Genomic DNA, 20,293 nt, shown 5'->3' with positions numbered 1-20,293 from the left:
ATTATATGAAACTGAATGAAATAATTAAAGTACTACCTGACCATAACAGGCTTATAGCATCAGACTACATATCAATAAGGAATATATGGTTGCAGGAAGGTAGAAAGGCAAAATTTCCAATAGCTACTTTATGCTACTCGAAAGAAGATGTTAAAGACAGTCAAAGAAAACTTGCACACGCTCATGCATTAGCTATGGCATACAACAACACATTTGTGCAAAATATCAACCCTGAGAAGGTGCTTTCTATGAAAGAGCAATTGTTGGCTTTAAAGAATAAGGTGAGGGAGGTTGATGGTAATTATCGCATAGAGATGGATAAAGAGTGCTTTGATGAGCTTAAACACCTCCTAAACAGTATAAAAATAAAATAAGCACTGCCTCTGCGCTCAAACATCGGCAATGCTCATCGTTTCATTAAAAACTAACACAAAATATGCAACTAGAAAGAAAACATCAAATCAAAGAGGCTTTACTTGATTATGTAGGCAAGTATGATAGCCAAAACAAAGCAGCAAACTCTTTAAACAAAGTTAGCTCTGCCACTATTACTCAGGTGTTAAAGGGCAATTGGGATGAGATAAGTGATGAGATGTGGAGGCGCATTGCAAAGCAAATAGGTGTTGATGATGTATGGCAGTTTGTAGAGACTGCAAATACCTCTAAGAAGATAGCAAGTTATTTAGAGGATGCTCAACGCTATACCAATGTGCACGCTATTGTACATAGAGAGGGAGGCAGCAAGAGTGCAACAGTTAAGAACTACGCCAAAAGAAATGCTAATGCATGGTATATAGCCTGTAGTGAATATTTCAACCGTAAGACGTTCCTCTCAAAAATATTGCAAGCCATGTTGCGCGATAATAGCGGAACGGTAAGCGATATGATGCATAACATAGTGACCTATATAGAGGGTTGTGATAAGCCTGTATTGTTTATAGATGAGGCAGATAAACTGAGTGACCAGGTGTTAAGCTTCTTTATCACTTTCTCCAATGAGCTTGAGGATAAATGTGCCATTGTGCTCTTAGGTACAAACTTTTTAGAAAAGAGGATAGATAAGGGTGTAAAGCTAAACCGTAGAGGCTACAAAGAAATATACAGCCGTATAGGCAGGCGGTTTATTGAGATAGCTATAACCCCTGCTCAATTGAAAGAGGACATAAAAGCTATATGCATTGCCAATGGCATAAGCGATGCCCTTACCATTACGGAAATAACCAATAAATGCGATGGTGATTTTAGGAGGGTGAAAAAGTTGGTACACGCTAAGAAGCAAATGCAAAAATCTTAAAACAATATGCCATGAGTCAAATAAGAGAAATGCAAAACAAGCACAGGGCAATTGCGCAAAAGGTGATGATCCTAATGGAATGGACTGAGTTGGAGTATGGTGCGTATATGATGCAGGCAGGAATGGAGTACATGAGATATGTGCTTTATATGGATGATTGGGCAATTGCTTTTATGAGTCAAAGCAAACTGTTTTGGGGGTGGTTTCGTTCGCAATGGTATCAAAGAGAGGAGCATTTGTTTTTGCCTGAGGCAACAGGTATGGGGCATAATGACCGTATGTTGAAATATAAAACCATCCACTCTCCAATAGCACTCTCTAACCATCCACACGCACACATTATGGAGGAGACATACAGCAAAATGATTACTGAGTTTAATAAAAGCCTGGTATATGGATAATGTAGAACAAAAACGTAAAGACACGGTTGTGCATAAAGCTAGGCAGATCATCAGGAGGGCAGAGTTGGATTTGCAAACACTATTGGGGCATGAGGTAGAATGGGAGGTAAAAATTGGGGAAACAAAATTTATTCCACAGGATGTGATTGATGAGGTGGCAGCTTGTTCTAAAACATCAGTAAGATACATTACTCACAAGCCCAAAAATGCCTCCATACAGATTAATGCTATAAGGCAGGTGGCGGTGTGCTTGGTGGTAGCCTATTTTCCAATGTTGAAGCTGTACCGAGTGGCAAAAATGTTTAACACTTCCACCTCCTCCATCAACCACTCTCTGAAAGTAAAGGATGATTACATCTTTTCTAAAGATGATTATTTCTACCCTGTATATCTAAACGCAAAGGCAGCCATACAGGACAAATACCAACAAAATGAAACTACCAAAGCATAAGATAAAGTTCAAAACTGACAATGAGCTAGTAGCAGTATGCAGAGCTTATGAAAGCCTGATAGAAGAATATGAGGGCAAGGATATGCACAGCAACCTGCTAAGAGAACACGCTATAGAGCAGGCGTACACCTTCATACAGATGTGGATGAATGGTAAAAAGACGGTGAGCATCAGCGGTGTGTCTGCCCTTGCCTTTTGCCAACTATGGGGGGCTGCACTGGACTACATCGCCAAAGAGTCTCTAAGCTATGTGCAAGTCATGCGCATAAGAGATGAGATAATACAATCATCAGTATCTAAAAATAGGATAAGTGAGCGTGTACTCAAACACACGGCTCAATACTTTAATAACATCTAAACACTAATTAAACAATCGAAAATTATGGCTACAAAAAAAATCACAGAAGAGCAATTTGAAGAAGCGCAAAAGCAAGTAGTGCAATCGTTGCAAGAACTAGCAACGATTGATGCAAAAAAACAAAAAGATGTTTCAAGGATTGCTAAAAAGTACCAAGCAAAAATTGCTGAGGCAGAAAATGCACATATTGAAGCTAATGCAGTAATACAAGAGTACTGCCTGCAAAACGATAAGGTGTTGTTTACAGATGGCTCAAAGAGCAGTACTACACTACACGGAACTGTAAGCAAAAGGGCATTGCCTCCCTCCTTGGTGCTTGCTGATGGAGTTGCAAATTGGGATGCTGTCATTGCCAATATTGAAAAAGCAAAAAAGCATAAAGAATACTTAATCATTAAGAAGTCGGTAAACAAGACTGCGCTCATGTCTATCAGAGCCAATAAAGGCTCAGTAGCTCTATTTAAAAAACTAGGTGTAGGTGTGAGCTCAGGTATGTCAAAGTATAGCTTTAAAGCCTTAGAGGCAAAATAGACACTTAATAGTTGTTAGCATGAATTATAAAACGCCTAAAGAGCTTGTTGATGAGTTGGCAGCCAAGTACAAGTATGATTGTATTGATTTTCAGGAGAGCATTGGCATGGCTTCTTATTCTGATGGCGCAACAAGGGTAAATATATACCTAACAACTATGACCGTTTCAACAAGCTTAAAACATCCGAAAAAAGGTAAAACTCAACTGTTTAGAAAAAACGTAAGCACTAAGCAGTTAGAACAAATTTTTAACAACCCTAGACAGCATACTGGCAAAGGGTATTACAAAAAGTAGATATGAGAAACAAGGTAGCCAAAAGGCTTGCACGGGTTGCAGAAAGTCAAACCGTTGGGCAATCAGAGCAAATAACCCGTAAGCTGTACAGGGAGCTCAAAAGAAGATACAGCAATCGTAAACGTAAAGGCGTGGCGTTATGAGCAAGAAGAAAAAAGATAGAACACTGGAGGAGTTGGTAAAAAACTACCCATTAGAGGAAAATTTAAAAACCTACTATGTAAAATATCCTGTGTATAAAGATGGGCTTTGGTATGGGGCAAATGTATTACTGCCTACAGGTTATGATATACCGTTTAACGCTAGAGTGTTCACTACAAAAGATGATTGTAAGGCATCATGTGATATGCACAACAAATTTCATTGGTGGACTAAAAAGGAGGCATTAATGATTGTATCACATAGTATGAGTAATCAAGAAAAACACTAAAGACGTTTCATGTAAACGGGTTAAATAAAAAGAGTGAGCGTGTCTACGCTCGCTATTTCTTAAACACTAACAACAACTAACAATGAAATTTATAGACAAAATACTAATCGGTATTGGCGCACTCAGGAAAGATGATGCACACGTGTGGTGGCATCCTGCCATGTGGGTGTATGTTATCCTGTTCTTTGTGTACATGATACTATACTACTTGATACATGGGTTAATTGAGTTTGTACTGGAGGTAAAGAATACAAAATGGACGTGGAAAGCTCGCAAGAAAACACGGTAATGCCACAGTGCAAAGGCAAAGCGCACTGCAACTGGATAGGACGTTTTGCTGATGATATATGCCTCTCCTGTGGCGCATTTAGAGATAACGTTTTTGCAGGAGGTGATGTGGGTGATGCGTATGATGAGCCTCTAGTAACTGGTGATGATTTTGATAACTAACTAAAACAGTAATAGAAATGAAAAAGCTAATAGAAAAATACTACTGGATACCATCTATAATTATTGGTGGAATTATGGGGGTTTTAATGGGTGTAGGATTTGACCAACTAGAGGAGCAAGAAAGAAAAAAGAACAAATGCCACTGTGAGTGTAGCATTACACAATGATTTTATAACCAACAAAAATAACTACAGATGACTGAGATTAAACAAGGGCACAAAACAGGCATTGACTTGATAGATGCCGAAAGAGCCAAACAGATAACAAAACACAAATACACTGTTGAGCATGATGTAAAAACACATCCTAATGGAGAGTTAGCAGAGGCAGCTGGTATGTTGCTTTTCCAATTTGATAAAGAGTATGATGAGCTCCCTGAAAAAGCAAAAAAGATGTTGATTTATTCCCAACCTAGAACATTTGCAAGAGCCTACTGGATTACATTATTAGAAAAACCTTACAAAGAGCGTGTAGTTATAGCTGCTTCTTTCTTAGCTGCTGAGCGTGACAGGTTGGATTATTTGGAGCAACAAAAGGATGGCGATGAGTAGAGAGGAGAAGTTGGTAAAAGTTGCTTATGCTTTACAAAAAAGATATGGTATGTCATGCAGAATTGATGGGTATTCAATTTACGCAACAAAGAACTATTTAAACATAACAAAGGGAGGTGCTAAAACATTCTTTGATTTGATTGATGGCTTTGATGTGCTTTTTGAAAGAAGTGGCTCAAATTTCAAGATGACATTGACGAATTATGATTAACCACATTGCGCCCCTGCTTGTTTCATTTTTCAAACTAATTATTCTTAATCAAAGTTGTAAATGATGTTTTTTCTCAAGAGTGTACAGGGGCGCATATTTTCTCACTAATAAAAATCTAAACATGATAATCGGATTTAAGGAACAGTTTAAGCCTAAGATATTAGCAGGCACTAAAATTCATACTATGAGAGAGGATGTGCATAATAGATGGCACAAAGGGTTAAAGATGCACATGGCTACAGGCGTGAGAACAGCAAATTATAATTGTTTCCATGTTGGTGAGTGTACTGGAGTGCAAAGGGTTTTTATGTCTTATGATTGGATGCTGCATATTTCTATTACGGGTGGTAGCGGTGCATTTGGCTATGCTGAGTTGTACTATCCTGAAAAAATGGAACTTGCCTTAAATGATGGATTTGACAGTGTAGATGAGATGGAAGATTGGTTCATCCCGATTTTAGAAAAAGAACCACAACAATGCAAATATTTCAGGTTAATACATTGGACTGATTTTAAATACTAAGAGATGCCCTGTGATTATTCAACATATCATCCAAAGTGGAAACTCATCAGCAGACTCATCAGGTTTGTAAGAGCAGGCAACAAATGTGAGTGGTGTGGAGCTACAAACTATGAGCCTCACCCCATCACAGGCAGCAAGGTGGTATTAACGGTTGCGCATATTGACCATAACAAAAACAACAACCGATTTAATAACCTTGCTGCTCTTTGCCAACGCTGCCACTTGAGGCATGATATTAAACAGCACGTTGATAACAGGAGGTACGGTAGGAACTGGAAAGGAGACCAACAATTGAAAATTGACTTTACTAACAACACAACAGACAATTAAATGCAAACAATAGGCGTAAAGCAACTATTACAAAAAAAGTTTAAAGAGCTACAGTTTGAGGGTAGATGGCAAGCCTCTTTTGGCAACCCTGAGGTGAATTTCAAATGCCTTATTCATGGAGAGAGTGGCAACGGTAAAACACGCTTTTGCGTGATGTATGCTAAGTACCTCACACAGTTTAAAAAGGTGCTCTATGTAAGTGAAGAGGAGGGTATCAGTAAAACCATACAGCAGGCATTTAGAGATGAGGATATGCACGAAGTTTCAAAGCGGTTGATACTTGCAGAGAAAACAACTTTTACAGAGTTGGTGGATTACCTCAGTAAAAGGAATAGACCCGATATAATATTCATTGACAGCTTGGATTATCTACGCCTCACAACTGAGCAGTTTAAACAACTCGTTAAGCTATTTCCTAAAAAGTCATTTGTAATAGTAGCATGGGGCAAGGGTGATTTCCCAAAAAGCCAATATGCAAAGGATGTGGAGTTTATGTGTGATATAAAAATAAGAGTCAATAAGTATGTGGCTTATCCACGTTCTCGCTTTGGGGGCAACCTGCCATTTATTATTTGGGAGGAGCGTGTAAGTGAGTTGCTCTTTGACGACCCTACAGCCTACCCTAAAGAGGTAGCACGAGTATTGGAGCACAAAGATGTGCAGATGGACAACCAAGATATTTATGAAGAGGAGTAAACAGCTACAGCAATGAATAAGTACATACTAACACATAAAGACTTTGAGGGCTGCATTGAGTTGGCATATGATGCTGATGATATAGTGAGCACATTGATAAGCAGCATTACCATGCAGCCTCATCAACTGGAGTGGGTGTTGCGCCACGTACCAGTACTAGAGCAGCCGTTGGTGCAGTGGGCAAAAAGAGCAGGCTTTGAGGTAGATAAGGTAAAAGCAGACCTAAGTTTTGAGGCGTTTTGGGCGGTGTGGTGTGAGCAGAAAATCAACAAAAAAGAGGCTGAGGCAGTATGGAATAAAATGACCATAGAGCAAAAGGTGCGCGTGTTTAAAATAATGCCTGCCTATAGACGTTGGTGTGCTCGCAATCCTTACAAAAATTCCAAAGCGCCTGATGCTTGGCTAAGGCAACAACGATATATGAACGACTACGATAAAATGAAATAATTAATCACTACTAAAAATAATAAGACAATGAACCACGAAAAAAGAAAAGAACTATTTGGCGTATTGAGCTCGCTAGGATTGGCAGGTGATGAGGAGCGCCGTGAGCTTATATCTCAGTTTACAGACGGGCGCACCAATAGCGTTAAAGACTTGAGCGACTATGATGCTGATGAGCTCATTGCCAAACTGGAGAGCCCTGAATACCAATCAGCCGATAAAATGCGTAAGAAGATTATAAGCATGGCATATGATATGGGTTGGGGCAACTCCTTTAGTTTCTCAGGAAAGGTAGAAACGCTAAGACGTGTTAATGAATGGTGTGAGTTTTATGGCAGGTACAATAAGCCACTTAACGACCATACGCCATTAGAATTGCCCCACCTAGTCACACAGTTTGGAGAGATGCACAAAAAGCATATGGATAGTATTTAAACACTGTTTAAACAGTATATTTGTTAATAGTAAATAAAGGTTATGGATGTAAAAGTTAAAATACCATTTGATGATATAGTGCAGAGATGTGTTGGCGGTATGGAACTGGAAAGGGCTTTGTATTATACACCTGAGAAGATTAAAGAGATTATTGACTTTGTCAATGAACACGTTTTTATTCTAAATAAAAAAGGCATGCGCAATATATGTGTGTTTTTGCCTGCTGAATTGGAGGTAATGTTTTCTTGCCTGTGTTATAATGGGTATTTTGATGTTGAGTTTTTAGAAACAACCATGCACGCATCTGTTGTGTTTAATTCAATTGGTGATTTTGTCCTAGTTGCAGACGGGAATGAAGATGGGTATATATTTAACTTGTTTACAGTTCCTAAAAAAGTAGATTTAACAGCAATAGCTATACAAACTCCATCAGATAGGTTTACTCAAAATAAAATGAGAGCAGCTATTGTTTTTGTTGAGGGAATAATTGAAAAGTGGTGTGATAATGGATTTAAAAAAAGTGACATGGTTGTACTGATGCCTGTTTATTATAAAGAAGTTTACTTTTCATTGCCTGAGTCTCATAGGTTCTTAGATAGCATATTTAGCAATTGCGTTTGGTTTTTGTCGCCATATGATAAGGTGATTGTATTTTATCATGATGCGTTAAATAGAGGATATGCTGATTATGTTGTTGAAAAGAAGTTTTAAATTTGTTTCTATGAGAAAACTACTATGTATTATCACCTTGGGGCTGTTCTGCTCTTGTGCTACTGAGCCACCATTGCCACAACACACTATTGCTTACAATAATGTGTATGATGTGCCTGTAAAAACACAGCTTGAGCAGCGTGTGGTAGTGCCTGCGTGTATTAGCAATGAGGATTTGACCAGGCTGCTGAATGGCTTATATGAGGCAGCTAAAAAAACAGATGGCTATAAATATTCCACACATCCCACACACGTGTATATCTACGTGCATGAGGCAGGTGTTGACTGGAGGGCTGATGGTTATGATTGGTTGGGGATGGTCTCCATGATAGACAATGAGGAGCAGGGTGTGCAATTGAAAAGGTAGCACAGTTTGTTAACACAACAGTAAAGGAGCTCCATGAGCTCCTTTTTTTATACCTGTGTAAATTTTACATACATAGGTTGTTGGCTAAAAAAACTAGAAATCAATATATTTTTGTTGCAATGCGCGATGCTACACTCAAACAAAAAAGGGATAAACGTATAGTAAAACGTTATAGAGAGTTGTGCGCGCTCAAAAAATATCGGGTTGACTATATCATGAAACACTATTTAGAACCTGAGTTTTTCCTCAAACCTAAAACGCTTTACGGCATCATCAGCAACTATGAAGATATAGAGGATTAAGTCTCTACCTCATACCCTAAGCTGTCTCCTGGCACAGTATCGGGAGCTTTCCCTTTTTCTGTTTTTATACTATTTATGTTGGCATCAGTGTATTTGTTGAGGTGTATAAATTCGCCACTATTCTCATCAGGCTCATCTATCATGGTTGCCCTGTATGCCACACCGTCATTGAGCAGGCTGTCGTGGTCGTAGTCGGTCTCTATGTTGGCTCTCGATACATCTTTAAGGAAAGTTGTTTTTATGCCCTGTGTGGCTAGGTGTATCTCTTGTAGTACATCCCAACGTTCATCAGCATCAGCCTGAGATGGAGACTCTGCCTCATCGGTAGACCAACTCTCGCTCACCTTCTCCTGCTCAACATGGTATATGATAAAGCCATCCTCACCAACTTGTACAACACCCTTGTTTTTGTCTATAAAGTTGAAGCCTATAAACTCTATAAACACAGCAGGTGTGGGGTAAGCATCCTCCTTTGGTCTGTTGGCTGTTTGGTTATTCCAAACGTCAATGTATTTGATAGACGGGCAATGCTGCTTGATGTTATTTTTTAGATAGTGGTATGACTTTTTTAAGATGTACATAATAATGCTTGTTAATCGTTAAATATATGCCTCAGGTGGCGTGTTATTAGTTTGTGTATGCGCTTGTTAAAAAACTTGCTCTTACCAATAAACTGTCGTTGCTCCTGTGTGAGGTTCATTTTTCTACTGTGTGCCTTTACGGTTGTTTTCTTTCTTGTTCTGCTTTTTCTTGCTGTCCTGGTACTACCTGCTGCACTACGCCTGGTATGCTCTCGCACCCTTACCTCTTTGCGTACTGTGCCCCCTTCATTATGTATTTGTGCATAGGGTACATTAGTGCCTACCTCTACATAGTTTCTGCCTTTCTTAGTTATCCTTATGCTCCTCCTTAGTCTGCCACTCTTCACTAGTATCTTTCTGCCTCTGCTGCTTTTGCTCTTATCTTTCCTGTCCTTCCATCTTCTATAGTGCTCATCAATAAAGCCCTGGCGTTTAAAGCTCTGTTTAAAAAAGTTCACTGCCTCATTGCCTACTATGGTAGGGAGTTGCCGTTGCAGTCTTTTAAACTCTTTTCGTTGTTGGGCAATGCTCTTGCCTCTTTTTTTTATGGGCATAACATTACCTTATTGATAGTGATACATCGCGCTCTATACGGGTGAGCATCTCCTCAAATATTCGTCTTATCTCTGCCACGTCTCTCACGCTATTCATTACTATTTGCTCTATACTCACACCTTTGTCTATACGCACCGTTATGTTTTGTGTTTGGTTGCCTCCTTTGGCTATGGTCTGCATTTCGCTCTCAGCAGATGGTGCAGATGGTACAACGGGTGTGGTGGTATTGCTGTTGTTAGTTGGCGTTTGAGATATGTATTGCGCCATCTTATCAGGTGCGTTACCTGGTAAGAAGTTGCTGTATTGTTTAGGCTCTGCCACATCAAACACCTTATGCTCCTCTTTGGCAAAGTTGGTGATGTCTTTTTTGAGTTCCCCAAAATCATCTTTTAGATTGCCAAAGTTGAAGGTGAAAATATCCCCCAATATATCATACACATCTCCTGCCACTTCAAAGAGGCTTTTGGTGACACGTAGTAGAAAGTTTAAAGCTTTGCTACCAAGGTTGGCACCTCCCTCTATTTTAATGCCTAGCTTATCAGCAGCCATGCCAATAAGTTCAAACTGCTTGAGCATAAAACGTAAGGGTGCAGTCGCAATTTTGATTGTATAGCCTAGTACTTTTCCCAATGTTTCAATGGCTGCACTAAATACACCGGTGTGCTCCTCAGCCTCATCTATCCAGTCTATGATGCGGATTATTTTATCCGCTACCTTATCAAAAATCGGTGTTACCTTTTCGCCTAGTGCAATGATTTTACTGTTGAGCTTGTTTTGTATCACGTCCCATTTGTTGAGACCGTTTGCAGCATTGTTATATGCCGTTTCTAGTGCGCCAACACCCTCAGAGCTCGTTTGTATCTCTTTGTTGATGTTTTCAAATAACTCTGCGTTTTTGATATATATGGAGAAAGCAGATGCAGCCTCACTGTCGAGCCCTAACTTGCCTAGCTTCTCAATTCTTGCTTTATCGCTCAGCCCTTCAAACTTGGCATCCATATCCTCCACAATATCCACCATGCTCCTCATCTTGCCAGTGTCATCAAACACTTTAACAAGCTTCTCTATCTGTTGCCTTTTCTTTTGGTCGGCTAAAGACTTATAGGCGTTTTGTAATAGTGTAGTACTATATTCAGCACTTTGTCCTGTTTTAGTAAATAAAGCAAAGCCTGCGGCCGTCTCTTTGAAGGAGAGCCCCAACTGGTTAGAGTAAGGGATGATTTTAGGCAGGTATTGCGCTATATCTCTAAACTCAGTCTTACCTATTCTTAGCGTAGCAAAGAGCGTGTCAAAGGTCTCTTTGGCATCTACATCGCCCACACTGTTCATTACATTTACTGCTGCCTCAGCCGTCAATTTCACATCCGTAAAACCAGCCTGCGAGGCTTTTAGTGACTTATCCAAAATGTCTAATGATTTGGGTACTTCACCAATGCCTGAGATGATTTGATTGAAAGCGTCAGGCACTTCAATAAGGGAGGTGATATAATCGTCACCTATATCTCTAATCTTGGTGCTAAGCCTGGTAAGCTCTATCCTAGAGAGTTGTGCCGTGACGTTTATTTTTGCCATCATGCGCTCCCATCCCTGAGCCTCTTTGCCTGCTTTGAATAGTGCAGCCCCCAATGCTGCAACGGCTAATGCTGCTGCTGTATATGGGTTGACCAATGCGCCTGCTGCCTCTCCTAAGAAAGGAATACGAGTAGCTAAGCCGTCTACTAATTGCATTTGCCTACCTCCTATGTTGTTGAAGTTGTCAATATGCTTATTGGTTCTTAGCTGTGTACGGTTGAGCTTATCCAAGTGGCGGTCTGCACTCACTAGGTTGTCATCAAATCGCTCCAGTATTCTGTCTATCTTATCAAGCTTATCAAATCCTTTCTCCTCAAAGCTGTATTTTACGGATGTGTTCATTGTTTGTTGTTACTAAAGGTTTACATATGTAGTACCTGGTATGAAGTCCTTAGCCTGGTATTTTGCTAAGAGTGTGCTATAATGTTTATGCCCAAACGTTTTTTGAAAGTGAGGCAAGTCATACCGTTTGCCTTTCCTGTTTATGAGCCCCCATTGCCATCCATGTTTTTCAAATATGGCAACCACTTCCATCCAGTCTGCTTTGCCATCTCCATCAAAGTCCACATTGGTCTCCCAACTAGCAGTCTCATATGTGCCATTGCCGTCTGTGTCTTTTAGTAGCACTATGTCAATAGCACAACCATAGTTGTGAAAGCTTTGACCACCTCTAGCGTTGGTCACTTTCGGGCGTTTAGCAAATAGAGCATCCTGCTCTTTGAATGTTCTAAGTGTGTGCGAAAATCTGCACATGGCTCGCCCTTGTAAAGCCTGGCATATTTCAGCATAAATTTTCTTTGCCTCCTCTCTTAGAGCAGGGTGTAACAGCTCAATCCTTTTGAGTGTTATTGCATCTTGTTTCATCATTAGAGTGTTTGATGGTTAAAAAATCATTACACCCTTGTTTTTGACTCATTTATTTTATTCCCTATATTTGCAATGTGTAAGGGAGTCGGCTAGACCCCTTTGCACTATGCAGGATGACAGCCTTTGGCTGTCTTTCTTGTTTTATGGTTCTCTTAGCTTCTTTACAAAGCTCCAGTTGGCTATCTCCTTTCGGTCAAGCTCTACCACTTCAAAATCTTTATATATCAGCATCACCTTTTTAATCGTCTTATTCCATGTAGGGTTGTGCAGTGATGCGTATAGTCCCTTTTTGATATTGTTGATGGTTAAGTCCTCATGTGTTAGGTATAGCCAAACACTATCAGCTTTCTGTTTTGCAGCCGATTTAATATGCGATTGTAAGGCGTTGGAGCTACCTGATGCCTTAGTCTCTTTAAAGTCTCCAGTTAGCCCCTTATGCTCAATCTCAGGGTTTTTAACACCCTCTAGCGTTGAGTGTGGTCTTATGCGCATTTTGCGCCCCTTCCTGGCTATTTCTGTGCTCAGGTCTATGTTGTATTCCAAATCACTCTTATCAGCCAAAGAGTGTACCTCTACACGCCCCCCGTTCTTGAATGATTGCAGGTGATGATATGCCTGTGTGTTCTTATTGAGGAGCTCAGCAGCTTTTTGGTTGATGCGTATTTTATCCACCACATCAGGGAGCTCATGGTAAGGGTGCTCTTTAGGGTATACAATGCCCTTTTTGCCAACATTGTCTTTAAACACATCAGGGAGCTCAGGGGTGCGCACTTTATCATCGGGCGTGATATTGCCCTCTGCAACCTGGTCAACATCACATCTGCAATTCCAACTAAGTGGCGGGTAATAAGTATCCCAAAAAGGGTCATCAACAGGTTTGGTGATACCTTCCAACATAGCGTGCTCAGGTCTCACTCTTTTGTCGCCTACGGTATTAAACCTGAGCAGGGGCAATATTTCCTTATCCTCTTGTATTCTCACCCACTTGCCTGCCATTTGAGAGGAGGCAATGGCTTGGTTGTATTCTGTTTGCAGATACCTCACATTATACCTGTCATGTATAGCTGCTGCTGCTTGTTTGAAATCTACAAAAGAGCGTATTGCGCCACTATCATCTACAAGTGCCAAATTGAGCTCCACCAATTCATTGTATGTTTTAGCAGAGCTAAACCAATACACATCTTGCTCCAATCGCGCCATCATCTCTGCATCGGGCGTGTTGTAGTCTACCTCAGCAAATCCTTTACCGTAGCCCTCAGTTACACCATTCATCAAGTGTGTTGCCACAAAGTTGTTGAGCTCCTCATCTAGTTGCTCACCATCCAGTTTGCCCTCATACACCTCTTTGGCAATACGGTCAAATAGTTTGTCAGCTTTAGTAAGTGCTATAATATGTCTGTTAACAGCAATTGCCATTTTGGTATAGTTTGTCTGTTTTAAGGTGCAGTTGTTTGATGCGGGTTAGGGCTTCTTTTACCTGCTCGTTTTTTGGTGTTGTAGAGGTGGTAAATTCTCTAAGCCCTTTTATCTTCACCCCGTACTTTTTCTCAAAATATTCTAGGTCGGTGAGCTCAAAGTTTTGTACCAAAAACTCATCCATGACTATATCCGTTGTGGTTATCTCATCCACTACAGCCCATTTAAAACGCTGCCCCTCTTTTATGGGGTAGCCATTAGCTCTCATCATCGGCAGTATTTTGTCATTCACTAAAAACTCAATCTTGAGTTTTAATGCCCACATTCTACTCTTACCTACACGCTCATGCACCTCAGCTTGTGATTTGGAGCTCCCGTTGTCAGTGGTCATGGTTTGCCCTAAGAATATTTTACTAATGGCGCGGTCTGCTCTTGCTAGGAATTGGTCAAACACCATATAAGCATCTCCTTTGCTAGTTTCTACTAGCTCTACAGAATCATCAATGTCAGTAACGGCATAAGCACTGCGCCCCATGTTTTTCAAAAACTCCTCCATGCGGTCAAGGTCTTCCTTGTTGCCACTAGATACTTTACCAATTCTGAAAGGAGAACCAAATATCTCTCCATGTTGAGACCATGCTGCCTCCATATTTTTTTTGTAGAGTGCAGGCTTAGATGCTTTGAGTAGCTTGCCTAAGTCTTTAGGCTTGCCTATCTCCAGTACCGATTTAGCAAATAATGGGTCTCTGTAGTTGATACCCTCATCTCCACTGATGTCAGGCATAAAGAGCCCCCACTCAGGGATGATGTGGTCTCTGTCTATATCCTCAAACTCCCCAAACTCATAAAAGCCGTTGATGTTGATAAAAGATGTGAGCTGCAACACCTGATGCCCCCAACCCTCAGTTTTCAATGCCTCCTCTAGTACATAGTAGAACCATGAGCGCTCTAAGTAGTCACTTGCTTTATCGTCCTTTTCTGTGTTGTTTGCTTTGGTGATGTAATACTCCTCACTCATTACATCTGCAATGAGGTTGCTCATCACAGTCTCCACCTGGTCATCTAGCTCTGCATCTCTGTATATAGAGTATAATGGTCTCCTGTTTGGGCGCTGCGGATTGAGGGCTGCACGGTGTGAATTTCTCCAAGTACCTATGTCTTGTTTCGCCATGCTCTTCATGCGTTGCTCCATTTTTATCAGGAGGTTGTATATATCATCCAGACCTTTGCGCTCGTTGGTTTTGCCTTGCTTGTTTAAAGCCATTACTTGCCTTGTGGTAGGCTTATGTATTCGTGTAGTATGCAGTAGTTTTGGAGCTTTCATTATCAATTGTTTAAACGTTGCTTAAATAGTGTTTAATAGCCGTGTGTTGTTGGTGTATGGCTACCTGTGCGCAAAGGGTTTATCTCCTCGTTATCCTCATTTTTTCTAATGGGCAAATCCTCCTCAATTGTGCCATCGCTCATACGTGTGAGCATCTTAGTAGCATAGTCATACCTATCCAGTCTCAACTCAGGAATGTTGCGCGGTGTTCTACTGCTGTATATGTGATAGATAACCATATCGGTCAGCAGCATTACAATGTTGTAGTTGCGCTCTGTACCTACTTTGTTGAATATCTGCGCCACATCGTAACGCTTTCTTAGGTAGGTGCTCATCTCTGCCTGTGCTTTGAGCTCTGCATCTGTTTGTGTGGCTGCATCGCCCTCTAGTATTAGGGCTTTGAAATCCTGTTTAAGAACGGTCTTATAATCTTGCTCTGTTAAAAATGCCATGTTCAGTATGGTTTTAAAAATTATTAGTATTGTGACGGGCTTTGTCTTTTGCCCACTCTGCGTTTAGTTTTGCTTTGTTTGGTTCTACGGTTTAGCAGCCACCATGCTCCCTCATCGGCATCAGGTGCATCATCATGTGTATCACTACCAGGTTGTATAGCTAGTAGCTGCTCTAGCCCTGTTTGTGTATCGGGGTCGTTCTTTAATCGTTCATCCCATATAGACCTGCCACGCTCATACACGGGTGTCATATTTTCAATACGGGCAAACTTATCAGGCTTCGCACGTTTGTCTCCTCTTACTGGTAGTTGCCAACCTTCTATCTCGCCCTGGTTCTCAAACTCATCCAATAGCATATCCTGCATAAAGTTTGCCTCCATGTAGAAAGGCACAACAGCCTCTCTGCCCTCGCTGTCTGTGATATTGTCACTATACCAACCATACACCCAACGGCAAGCCTCCATGATGGTGCATTGCCTTACAAACGATGCTATGAGATAGAAGTACTTACCCTTTTTGCCCCATATGCGTATTGCTTTGTAGTCGTTCTTTTTGGTAGATTTAAAAGAGGGGTCAAAGTAGGCAACAACACTTTCCATATCGTATAGAGATGGTATCTTGCCCCATTTTATCCACTCGTTTTTGAACACCTTGCCCTCAATAATTGGGTTGTTGAATAACTCCTTTTGAGCCATCCTATAACCCATCTCGTTGATACGGTCAAGTATGTCCTGTAAGGTGTAACGCTGCCACCAACTAGGCTGCCCATTTTCATCCAGTGCATTAACCTTGCTGTGATACCATCCTTTTCTTTTAGGGTCTCCTGGCTCTATATCGCCTGCTAGTTTTGCAAGGATGCTCTTTTTGTGTATTCTGTTGTTGGCAACTACTAGCCTACCTCCTTTGATAGATAATGCGCCTAAGAACGCGCCCAATATCCAATCCAACACATCATCCACGCGCCTCTCATTTCTTACAATTACATCATCATCTATATCATCAATCACTCCATAGTTAGGGCGCTTCTCTCTGTTTCTTTTACCTCTTGGGCTTTCGCCTCTACCTATTGCCCTAAAGAAAGTGCCATCCTCACATATGAACTTACCATCAGCCCAACTGCCATGCTTTGCCTGCTTTCCAAAGTCGTTGATATATTTTTCATTGCTTACTAGCTCAGCCTGCACATCGCTTAATAGTTCACACGCTGCATCTTTGTTTACACTAGCCAACAGCATACCTGTAAGCTCGCCACAGGCTTTCAGCCACATGGGTATAAATACAGTTACGTGTACCGATTTAGCGTGTTCCCTTGCCCACTCAGCAATGCCTTTAAACTTCTTGTTGGCTTTACAAGCATTAGCAAACTTCACATGAAAATCAGCACTGTCTGCATCGGCATAGTGTGGAAAGTAATAATTGACAAATGCTCTATAGTCTTTGAGCAATCGTTTTATCCTTTTCTCTTTTACCTCTTTAGCTTCAACGGCTATCTCTCCAGTTGCTGCTTTTATTTCGGCACATTTCAAGTGCCACAACTCCATTGCTTGTTTGTCGTGTCTGCTGAGCATATTACTGGTTGTTTGTGTCTGCTGAAATGGCTAGTAAAAAATCATTAGCGTGAGGGTTGAGCGCTTTGGCTGTTGCTAAGTCGTGACGTTGGAGATAGTCCATGAGCTTCACTATTACCTGTACGTATTGAGGTAGTGCCACCTCTCTCACCATGCCCTTTATAGAGGATATTATTTTGTTCCTGGCATCAGCTTCTTTGCTGTCTGCATAACGCTTGCCCTCCTCTTTGTTTTTGATAAAGCTGTTTATCTCATCAAGCTCTTTGTATAGGTCGTTGATGATACGCTCAGGCGTTTGCTGTTGCATTTTTTTTATGGTCTCCCATTCGCCATCACTCACCCATTGCGACATTGTTTTGGTGTTCACGTCTACTATCTCAGCAATCTCTTTTTGTGTTTTGTTGGTGTAGAGAAACAGCTCACGTGCTAGATTTTTCTCTTTGTCTTTTTTAGCCATTTCGGTATCTGTTTCCTACAAATTTGCTCTTATATATAGAGTTTTTAAAAAGAGCAATCGTACATCAGAATTTATTTTCTCATAAAGCGAAACCCTTTACTGATGTGCGTTTCATGATTTTTTACAATCAACAACACGTTACATTTTTGCATTAACAACTAATTGCAATAATGGCAAAAGCAACTAAAAAAAGTATCTCGTTTGTGATGAGTGATGAGTCTGTAAACTTCTACGGATTTAGAGTGCTCACAGCAGGTATTGACTACTCAGATTTTTTAAACAACCCTGTTGGTTTTTGGAATCATAGAAATGAGGACGAATACAAAGAGGAGGCATTGCTGCCATTGTTTAGATGGGAAAATATAAGAGTTGAAAACAGTAAGCTGATTGGCGACTTAGTGCCCGATGAGGACGATGAGGAGAGCATGAAAGTGTACGGTAAAATTGAGAGAGGCTTTGTCAATGCTTGCAGTGTTACAATAGAGCCCATTGAAATTAGTGAAGCTCCTGAGGATATGCTGCCAGGGCAAACACTACCAACATTTACAAAAAGCAGATTGTCAGAATGTAGCCCATGTGGTCTGCCAGGCAATTACAACGCACTAAAGCTGAAAGCACAGGGCAAATACATCAGCTTGAATAACCAAACGAAACAGGAGGAGGTGCAACAATTCTTATCTCCTATTAACAATAACCAAAATAAAAATGTAATGGATAACAAACTAGTCCTAACACTCTCTGCTCTTTTAGGTTGTGGAGCTACAGAGGCAGAAGTGACTCAAGCAGTCAACACCCTAAAAGCAAAACTGTCTGCTGCTGAACAAGCAAAAACAGCAATTGAGGGCACACTAAAAGAGGTGCGTGAGCTACACGCTAAACCTTTAATTGATAAGGCTATTGAGCTAGGCAACTCTACTGAGGAGGAGCGTGAGGGCTTGGTGGAACTATCAGCAACTAGCCCCAAGCTATTTAGCTCTATGATGCTGAAATTGACCGCTACAGGTAATGCTCCTGATGGTGAAGAGGGTAAAGGTGGCGCACCTAGTATTAACAACGTTAACAATGTTGTGCAAAAGCTAAATGCTAATCAGCAATTGCCTAAAGAAGATGCAACACCCGCCAATAATGGAGAGTGTGAGTTTGACATCCTGAGCAAAACAAACCCTCTCGAGCTAAAGCGTATAAAGCAAGAAGAGCCTGAGCGTTTCCAAAAGCTATATGCTGAAAAGAGAAACAGGTTAAACCCAAAAGCAAGAGCAGGGGCAAACGCCTAACCTCTGATTGTAAACCATAAAACGGGTAGGATGTCAGAAACGGCTTTGCACACATTTTCACAGTATGGGTTGGGGGTATTGGTGTTAACGGTAGTTGCCTGGCAACTGTGGTTGTACTTCAAAAAAGGGCAGGAAAGGCAGCAGAAAGATATTGAGGAGCTCAGGGATATAGTACAGCAATTGCAAAATGATAAGGATAGCCTGCAACAAGAGTTTAGGAATGAGTTATTGCAAATGCAGGAGAAGCTCATCACATCACTCAACCATAATACAGAGGTGATAAAGGATGTAAAGGTCTTTATGGAACGATACACCTCAAAATAATATAACAGGCAAACAAGGGCATTTAAACACTACTTAAACAACATTTTAAAACAGTAAGAATGAAAACGATAAACAGTTTTTTAGGCGCGTTACTTATTAACGCATTATTTGCTGCGCTAATTGCATCAGTTACACCAATACCTGTGCAAGCAGTCTTTGCCACTACTATGGCGCTATCTTTTTTGGTAGGTCTTATAGGTGTAGGCAAGCAGCGTGCACAAAACATGGCTTTTGACGGCTTGTTTACAGATATATGGCTCGACCAATTGCTTGAGGGGTTTTGGGATGATGACTCTTTTTTGGAAGACGGTGAAAATTGGGATGACGATGTGGATAATGATACTATCAATCTAGCAGAGATAGGTGTTGACCCTAATGTTATTAAAGATAATGCTGTTTATCCTGTTCCGTTTGCTGAGCGCGCAGACACCCCTTTGGCAATCCCTTTGAGTACCTATGATACTGAGGGTACAGTAACAAGAAGGTTGCAAGACAAGGCGTTGTTCTACAATAAAAGAGAAAGTATAATCAAGCAACATAGGAAAGCTTTGAGAAATTTCATTGCTAATGATGGCTTGTACAATATTGCGCCTGCTGCTGAAACTGCTAATGCTCCAATTATTATGACTAGTGGAGCGGTTGACCCTGTTCTTAATGTTAAGATACCGACCGCCAGTGACTTTATGCAATTGGCAATTGCTTACGATAACAACAAGTGGGATGCTGACCGTAGAATGGTAATGCCTCCATCAGTGTTTTGGCTGTTTGTAAACAGCGACCCTGTTTTGAAAGCTCAAGCAGAGCGTAATGGCATAGGTGGTACTGGTACAGGAAAGTTTGTGGAGTATTATGACTTTAAAATACGCCCACGAAAAACTGTAGCTCGCTATAGTGCTGCAAAAGTAAAAGAGGCTAAAGGTTCTCTAAACGGTACAGAGGCAGCAGTTTCTTATCTCGGTAGTGGTCAATCTTTTGGTAAAGGTCTTGGTACGCCTGAGATGTTTGCACGAGAGAGAGACCCTGAGCAAAAAGGAGATATAGTAAACTTTGGTTTACGTGCAGTGATACTCCCAAAAAGAGCAAAAACGCTTGGTGCTTTAGTTCTAGCTCCAAACGCATAAAA

Annotated in this window: 33 protein-coding genes; 24 read left to right on the top strand and 9 right to left on the bottom strand. The window is 40.9% G+C overall.

Annotated elements, in window-relative coordinates; translation table 11 throughout:
* Positions 1-5: 5 nt before the first annotated feature.
* The 21 genes from R2800_10025 to R2800_09925 all read left to right on the top strand — a co-directional run bounded on the left by R2800_10025 (position 6) and on the right by R2800_09925 (position 8,780).
* Positions 6-374 (top strand): hypothetical protein, encoded by a 369-nt coding sequence (locus tag R2800_10025; protein ID MEZ5017378.1) that lies wholly within the window; start codon positions 6-8, stop codon positions 372-374.
* A 62-nt stretch (positions 375-436) separates the two neighbouring features.
* Complete coding sequence (locus R2800_10020) at positions 437-1,294, top strand: AAA family ATPase (protein ID MEZ5017377.1); 858 nt, start codon at positions 437-439, stop codon at positions 1,292-1,294.
* 11 nt (positions 1,295-1,305) lie between these two features.
* Positions 1,306-1,695: a hypothetical protein gene (locus tag R2800_10015; GenBank protein ID MEZ5017376.1), complete on the top strand. Its 390-nt coding sequence runs from the start codon at positions 1,306-1,308 to the stop codon at positions 1,693-1,695.
* A complete protein-coding gene (locus tag R2800_10010; protein MEZ5017375.1) occupies positions 1,688-2,146 on the top strand; it encodes a hypothetical protein in 459 nt (152 codons plus the stop codon). Before R2800_10015 ends, R2800_10010 begins: the two co-directional genes overlap by 8 nt.
* A complete protein-coding gene (locus tag R2800_10005; protein MEZ5017374.1) occupies positions 2,127-2,504 on the top strand; it encodes a hypothetical protein in 378 nt (125 codons plus the stop codon). Before R2800_10010 ends, R2800_10005 begins: the two co-directional genes overlap by 20 nt.
* 24 nt (positions 2,505-2,528) lie before the next feature.
* Entirely contained in the window at positions 2,529-3,035 is a 507-nt protein-coding gene (locus R2800_10000; protein ID MEZ5017373.1) for a host-nuclease inhibitor Gam family protein, read from the top strand.
* Positions 3,036-3,054: 19 nt separating this feature from the next.
* A complete protein-coding gene (locus R2800_09995) occupies positions 3,055-3,330 on the top strand; it encodes a hypothetical protein (protein MEZ5017372.1) in 276 nt (91 codons plus the stop codon).
* A 139-nt stretch (positions 3,331-3,469) separates the two neighbouring features.
* Positions 3,470-3,760, top strand: a complete 291-nt coding sequence (locus tag R2800_09990; protein ID MEZ5017371.1) for a hypothetical protein — start codon at positions 3,470-3,472, stop codon at positions 3,758-3,760.
* Between the two features lie 82 nt (positions 3,761-3,842).
* A complete protein-coding gene (locus tag R2800_09985; GenBank protein ID MEZ5017370.1) occupies positions 3,843-4,049 on the top strand; it encodes a hypothetical protein in 207 nt (68 codons plus the stop codon).
* Positions 4,049-4,210: a hypothetical protein gene (locus tag R2800_09980; GenBank protein MEZ5017369.1), complete on the top strand. Its 162-nt coding sequence runs from the start codon at positions 4,049-4,051 to the stop codon at positions 4,208-4,210. Before R2800_09985 ends, R2800_09980 begins: the two co-directional genes overlap by 1 nt.
* Positions 4,211-4,227: 17 nt before the next feature.
* Complete coding sequence (locus R2800_09975) at positions 4,228-4,377, top strand: hypothetical protein (GenBank protein ID MEZ5017368.1); 150 nt, start codon at positions 4,228-4,230, stop codon at positions 4,375-4,377.
* Positions 4,378-4,404: 27 nt separating this feature from the next.
* Positions 4,405-4,761, top strand: coding sequence for a hypothetical protein (locus R2800_09970; GenBank protein MEZ5017367.1), 357 nt, complete (start codon positions 4,405-4,407; stop codon positions 4,759-4,761).
* Positions 4,754-4,972, top strand: coding sequence for a hypothetical protein (locus R2800_09965; protein MEZ5017366.1), 219 nt, complete (start codon positions 4,754-4,756; stop codon positions 4,970-4,972). Before R2800_09970 ends, R2800_09965 begins: the two co-directional genes overlap by 8 nt.
* A 121-nt stretch (positions 4,973-5,093) precedes the next feature.
* Positions 5,094-5,495: a hypothetical protein gene (locus R2800_09960; protein ID MEZ5017365.1), complete on the top strand. Its 402-nt coding sequence runs from the start codon at positions 5,094-5,096 to the stop codon at positions 5,493-5,495.
* 3 nt (positions 5,496-5,498) lie between these two features.
* Entirely contained in the window at positions 5,499-5,825 is a 327-nt protein-coding gene (locus tag R2800_09955) for a hypothetical protein (protein ID MEZ5017364.1), read from the top strand.
* On the top strand, positions 5,826-6,521 hold the full coding sequence (locus tag R2800_09950) for a hypothetical protein (GenBank protein ID MEZ5017363.1): 696 nt from the start codon (positions 5,826-5,828) through the stop codon (positions 6,519-6,521).
* Positions 6,522-6,533: 12 nt separating this feature from the next.
* Positions 6,534-6,968 carry a hypothetical protein gene (locus R2800_09945; protein MEZ5017362.1) on the top strand — a complete coding sequence of 145 codons (435 nt, stop codon included), beginning with the start codon at positions 6,534-6,536 and terminating at the stop codon, positions 6,966-6,968.
* A gap of 27 nt (positions 6,969-6,995) precedes the next feature.
* Positions 6,996-7,400 carry a hypothetical protein gene (locus R2800_09940; protein ID MEZ5017361.1) on the top strand — a complete coding sequence of 135 codons (405 nt, stop codon included), beginning with the start codon at positions 6,996-6,998 and terminating at the stop codon, positions 7,398-7,400.
* Positions 7,401-7,442: 42 nt separating this feature from the next.
* Positions 7,443-8,111, top strand: a complete 669-nt coding sequence (locus tag R2800_09935; protein MEZ5017360.1) for a hypothetical protein — start codon at positions 7,443-7,445, stop codon at positions 8,109-8,111.
* A gap of 10 nt (positions 8,112-8,121) precedes the next feature.
* Complete coding sequence (locus R2800_09930) at positions 8,122-8,478, top strand: hypothetical protein (protein MEZ5017359.1); 357 nt, start codon at positions 8,122-8,124, stop codon at positions 8,476-8,478.
* 119 nt (positions 8,479-8,597) lie between these two features.
* The gene (locus R2800_09925; protein ID MEZ5017358.1) at positions 8,598-8,780 is read left to right on the top strand and encodes a hypothetical protein; all 183 of its coding nucleotides are present in this window, start codon (positions 8,598-8,600) and stop codon (positions 8,778-8,780) included.
* On the opposite strand, the gene R2800_09920 is transcribed toward R2800_09925, so the two are convergent.
* The 9 genes from R2800_09920 to R2800_09880 all read right to left on the bottom strand — a co-directional run bounded on the left by R2800_09920 (position 8,777) and on the right by R2800_09880 (position 17,572).
* Positions 8,777-9,361, bottom strand: a complete 585-nt coding sequence (locus R2800_09920; GenBank protein ID MEZ5017357.1) for a hypothetical protein — start codon at positions 9,359-9,361, stop codon at positions 8,777-8,779. The two genes, R2800_09925 and R2800_09920, sit on opposite strands and share 4 nt — an antisense overlap.
* 11 nt (positions 9,362-9,372) lie before the next feature.
* Positions 9,373-9,915, bottom strand: a complete 543-nt coding sequence (locus R2800_09915) for a phage virion morphogenesis protein (protein MEZ5017356.1) — start codon at positions 9,913-9,915, stop codon at positions 9,373-9,375.
* Positions 9,916-9,919: 4 nt separating this feature from the next.
* Positions 9,920-11,830 (bottom strand): phage tail tape measure protein, encoded by a 1,911-nt coding sequence (locus tag R2800_09910; GenBank protein MEZ5017355.1) that lies wholly within the window; start codon positions 11,828-11,830, stop codon positions 9,920-9,922.
* A gap of 12 nt (positions 11,831-11,842) precedes the next feature.
* Complete coding sequence (locus tag R2800_09905) at positions 11,843-12,355, bottom strand: M15 family metallopeptidase (protein ID MEZ5017354.1); 513 nt, start codon at positions 12,353-12,355, stop codon at positions 11,843-11,845.
* A 141-nt stretch (positions 12,356-12,496) separates the two neighbouring features.
* Entirely contained in the window at positions 12,497-13,771 is a 1,275-nt protein-coding gene (locus R2800_09900) for a phage minor head protein (protein MEZ5017353.1), read from the bottom strand.
* A complete protein-coding gene (locus tag R2800_09895; protein ID MEZ5017352.1) occupies positions 13,755-15,095 on the bottom strand; it encodes a DUF935 family protein in 1,341 nt (446 codons plus the stop codon). The genes R2800_09900 and R2800_09895 overlap by 17 nt, the downstream gene beginning before the upstream one ends.
* A 32-nt stretch (positions 15,096-15,127) precedes the next feature.
* The gene (locus tag R2800_09890; protein MEZ5017351.1) at positions 15,128-15,547 is read right to left on the bottom strand and encodes a phage protein Gp36 family protein; all 420 of its coding nucleotides are present in this window, start codon (positions 15,545-15,547) and stop codon (positions 15,128-15,130) included.
* Positions 15,548-15,570: 23 nt separating this feature from the next.
* A complete protein-coding gene (locus R2800_09885; GenBank protein MEZ5017350.1) occupies positions 15,571-17,115 on the bottom strand; it encodes a hypothetical protein in 1,545 nt (514 codons plus the stop codon).
* A 1-nt stretch (position 17,116) separates the two neighbouring features.
* Positions 17,117-17,572: a hypothetical protein gene (locus R2800_09880; protein ID MEZ5017349.1), complete on the bottom strand. Its 456-nt coding sequence runs from the start codon at positions 17,570-17,572 to the stop codon at positions 17,117-17,119.
* Positions 17,573-17,742: 170 nt separating this feature from the next.
* Here R2800_09880 and R2800_09875 point away from each other — a divergent pair, with 170 nt between their 5' ends.
* The 3 genes from R2800_09875 to R2800_09865 are packed head-to-tail and all read left to right on the top strand — an operon-like array spanning position 17,743 to position 20,291.
* Positions 17,743-18,846 carry a hypothetical protein gene (locus tag R2800_09875; GenBank protein ID MEZ5017348.1) on the top strand — a complete coding sequence of 368 codons (1,104 nt, stop codon included), beginning with the start codon at positions 17,743-17,745 and terminating at the stop codon, positions 18,844-18,846.
* Positions 18,847-18,876: 30 nt separating this feature from the next.
* Complete coding sequence (locus tag R2800_09870) at positions 18,877-19,170, top strand: hypothetical protein (GenBank protein MEZ5017347.1); 294 nt, start codon at positions 18,877-18,879, stop codon at positions 19,168-19,170.
* A gap of 59 nt (positions 19,171-19,229) precedes the next feature.
* On the top strand, positions 19,230-20,291 hold the full coding sequence (locus tag R2800_09865; GenBank protein ID MEZ5017346.1) for a hypothetical protein: 1,062 nt from the start codon (positions 19,230-19,232) through the stop codon (positions 20,289-20,291).
* Positions 20,292-20,293: the final 2 nt, after the last annotated feature.

Origin of the sequence: Flavipsychrobacter sp., from assembly GCA_041392855.1 — a bacterium.
GTDB lineage: Bacteria > Bacteroidota > Bacteroidia > Chitinophagales > Chitinophagaceae > UBA5543.
The sequence above is the reverse complement of the archived record's forward strand: the minus strand, read 5'-3'. Positions and strand labels throughout refer to the sequence as shown.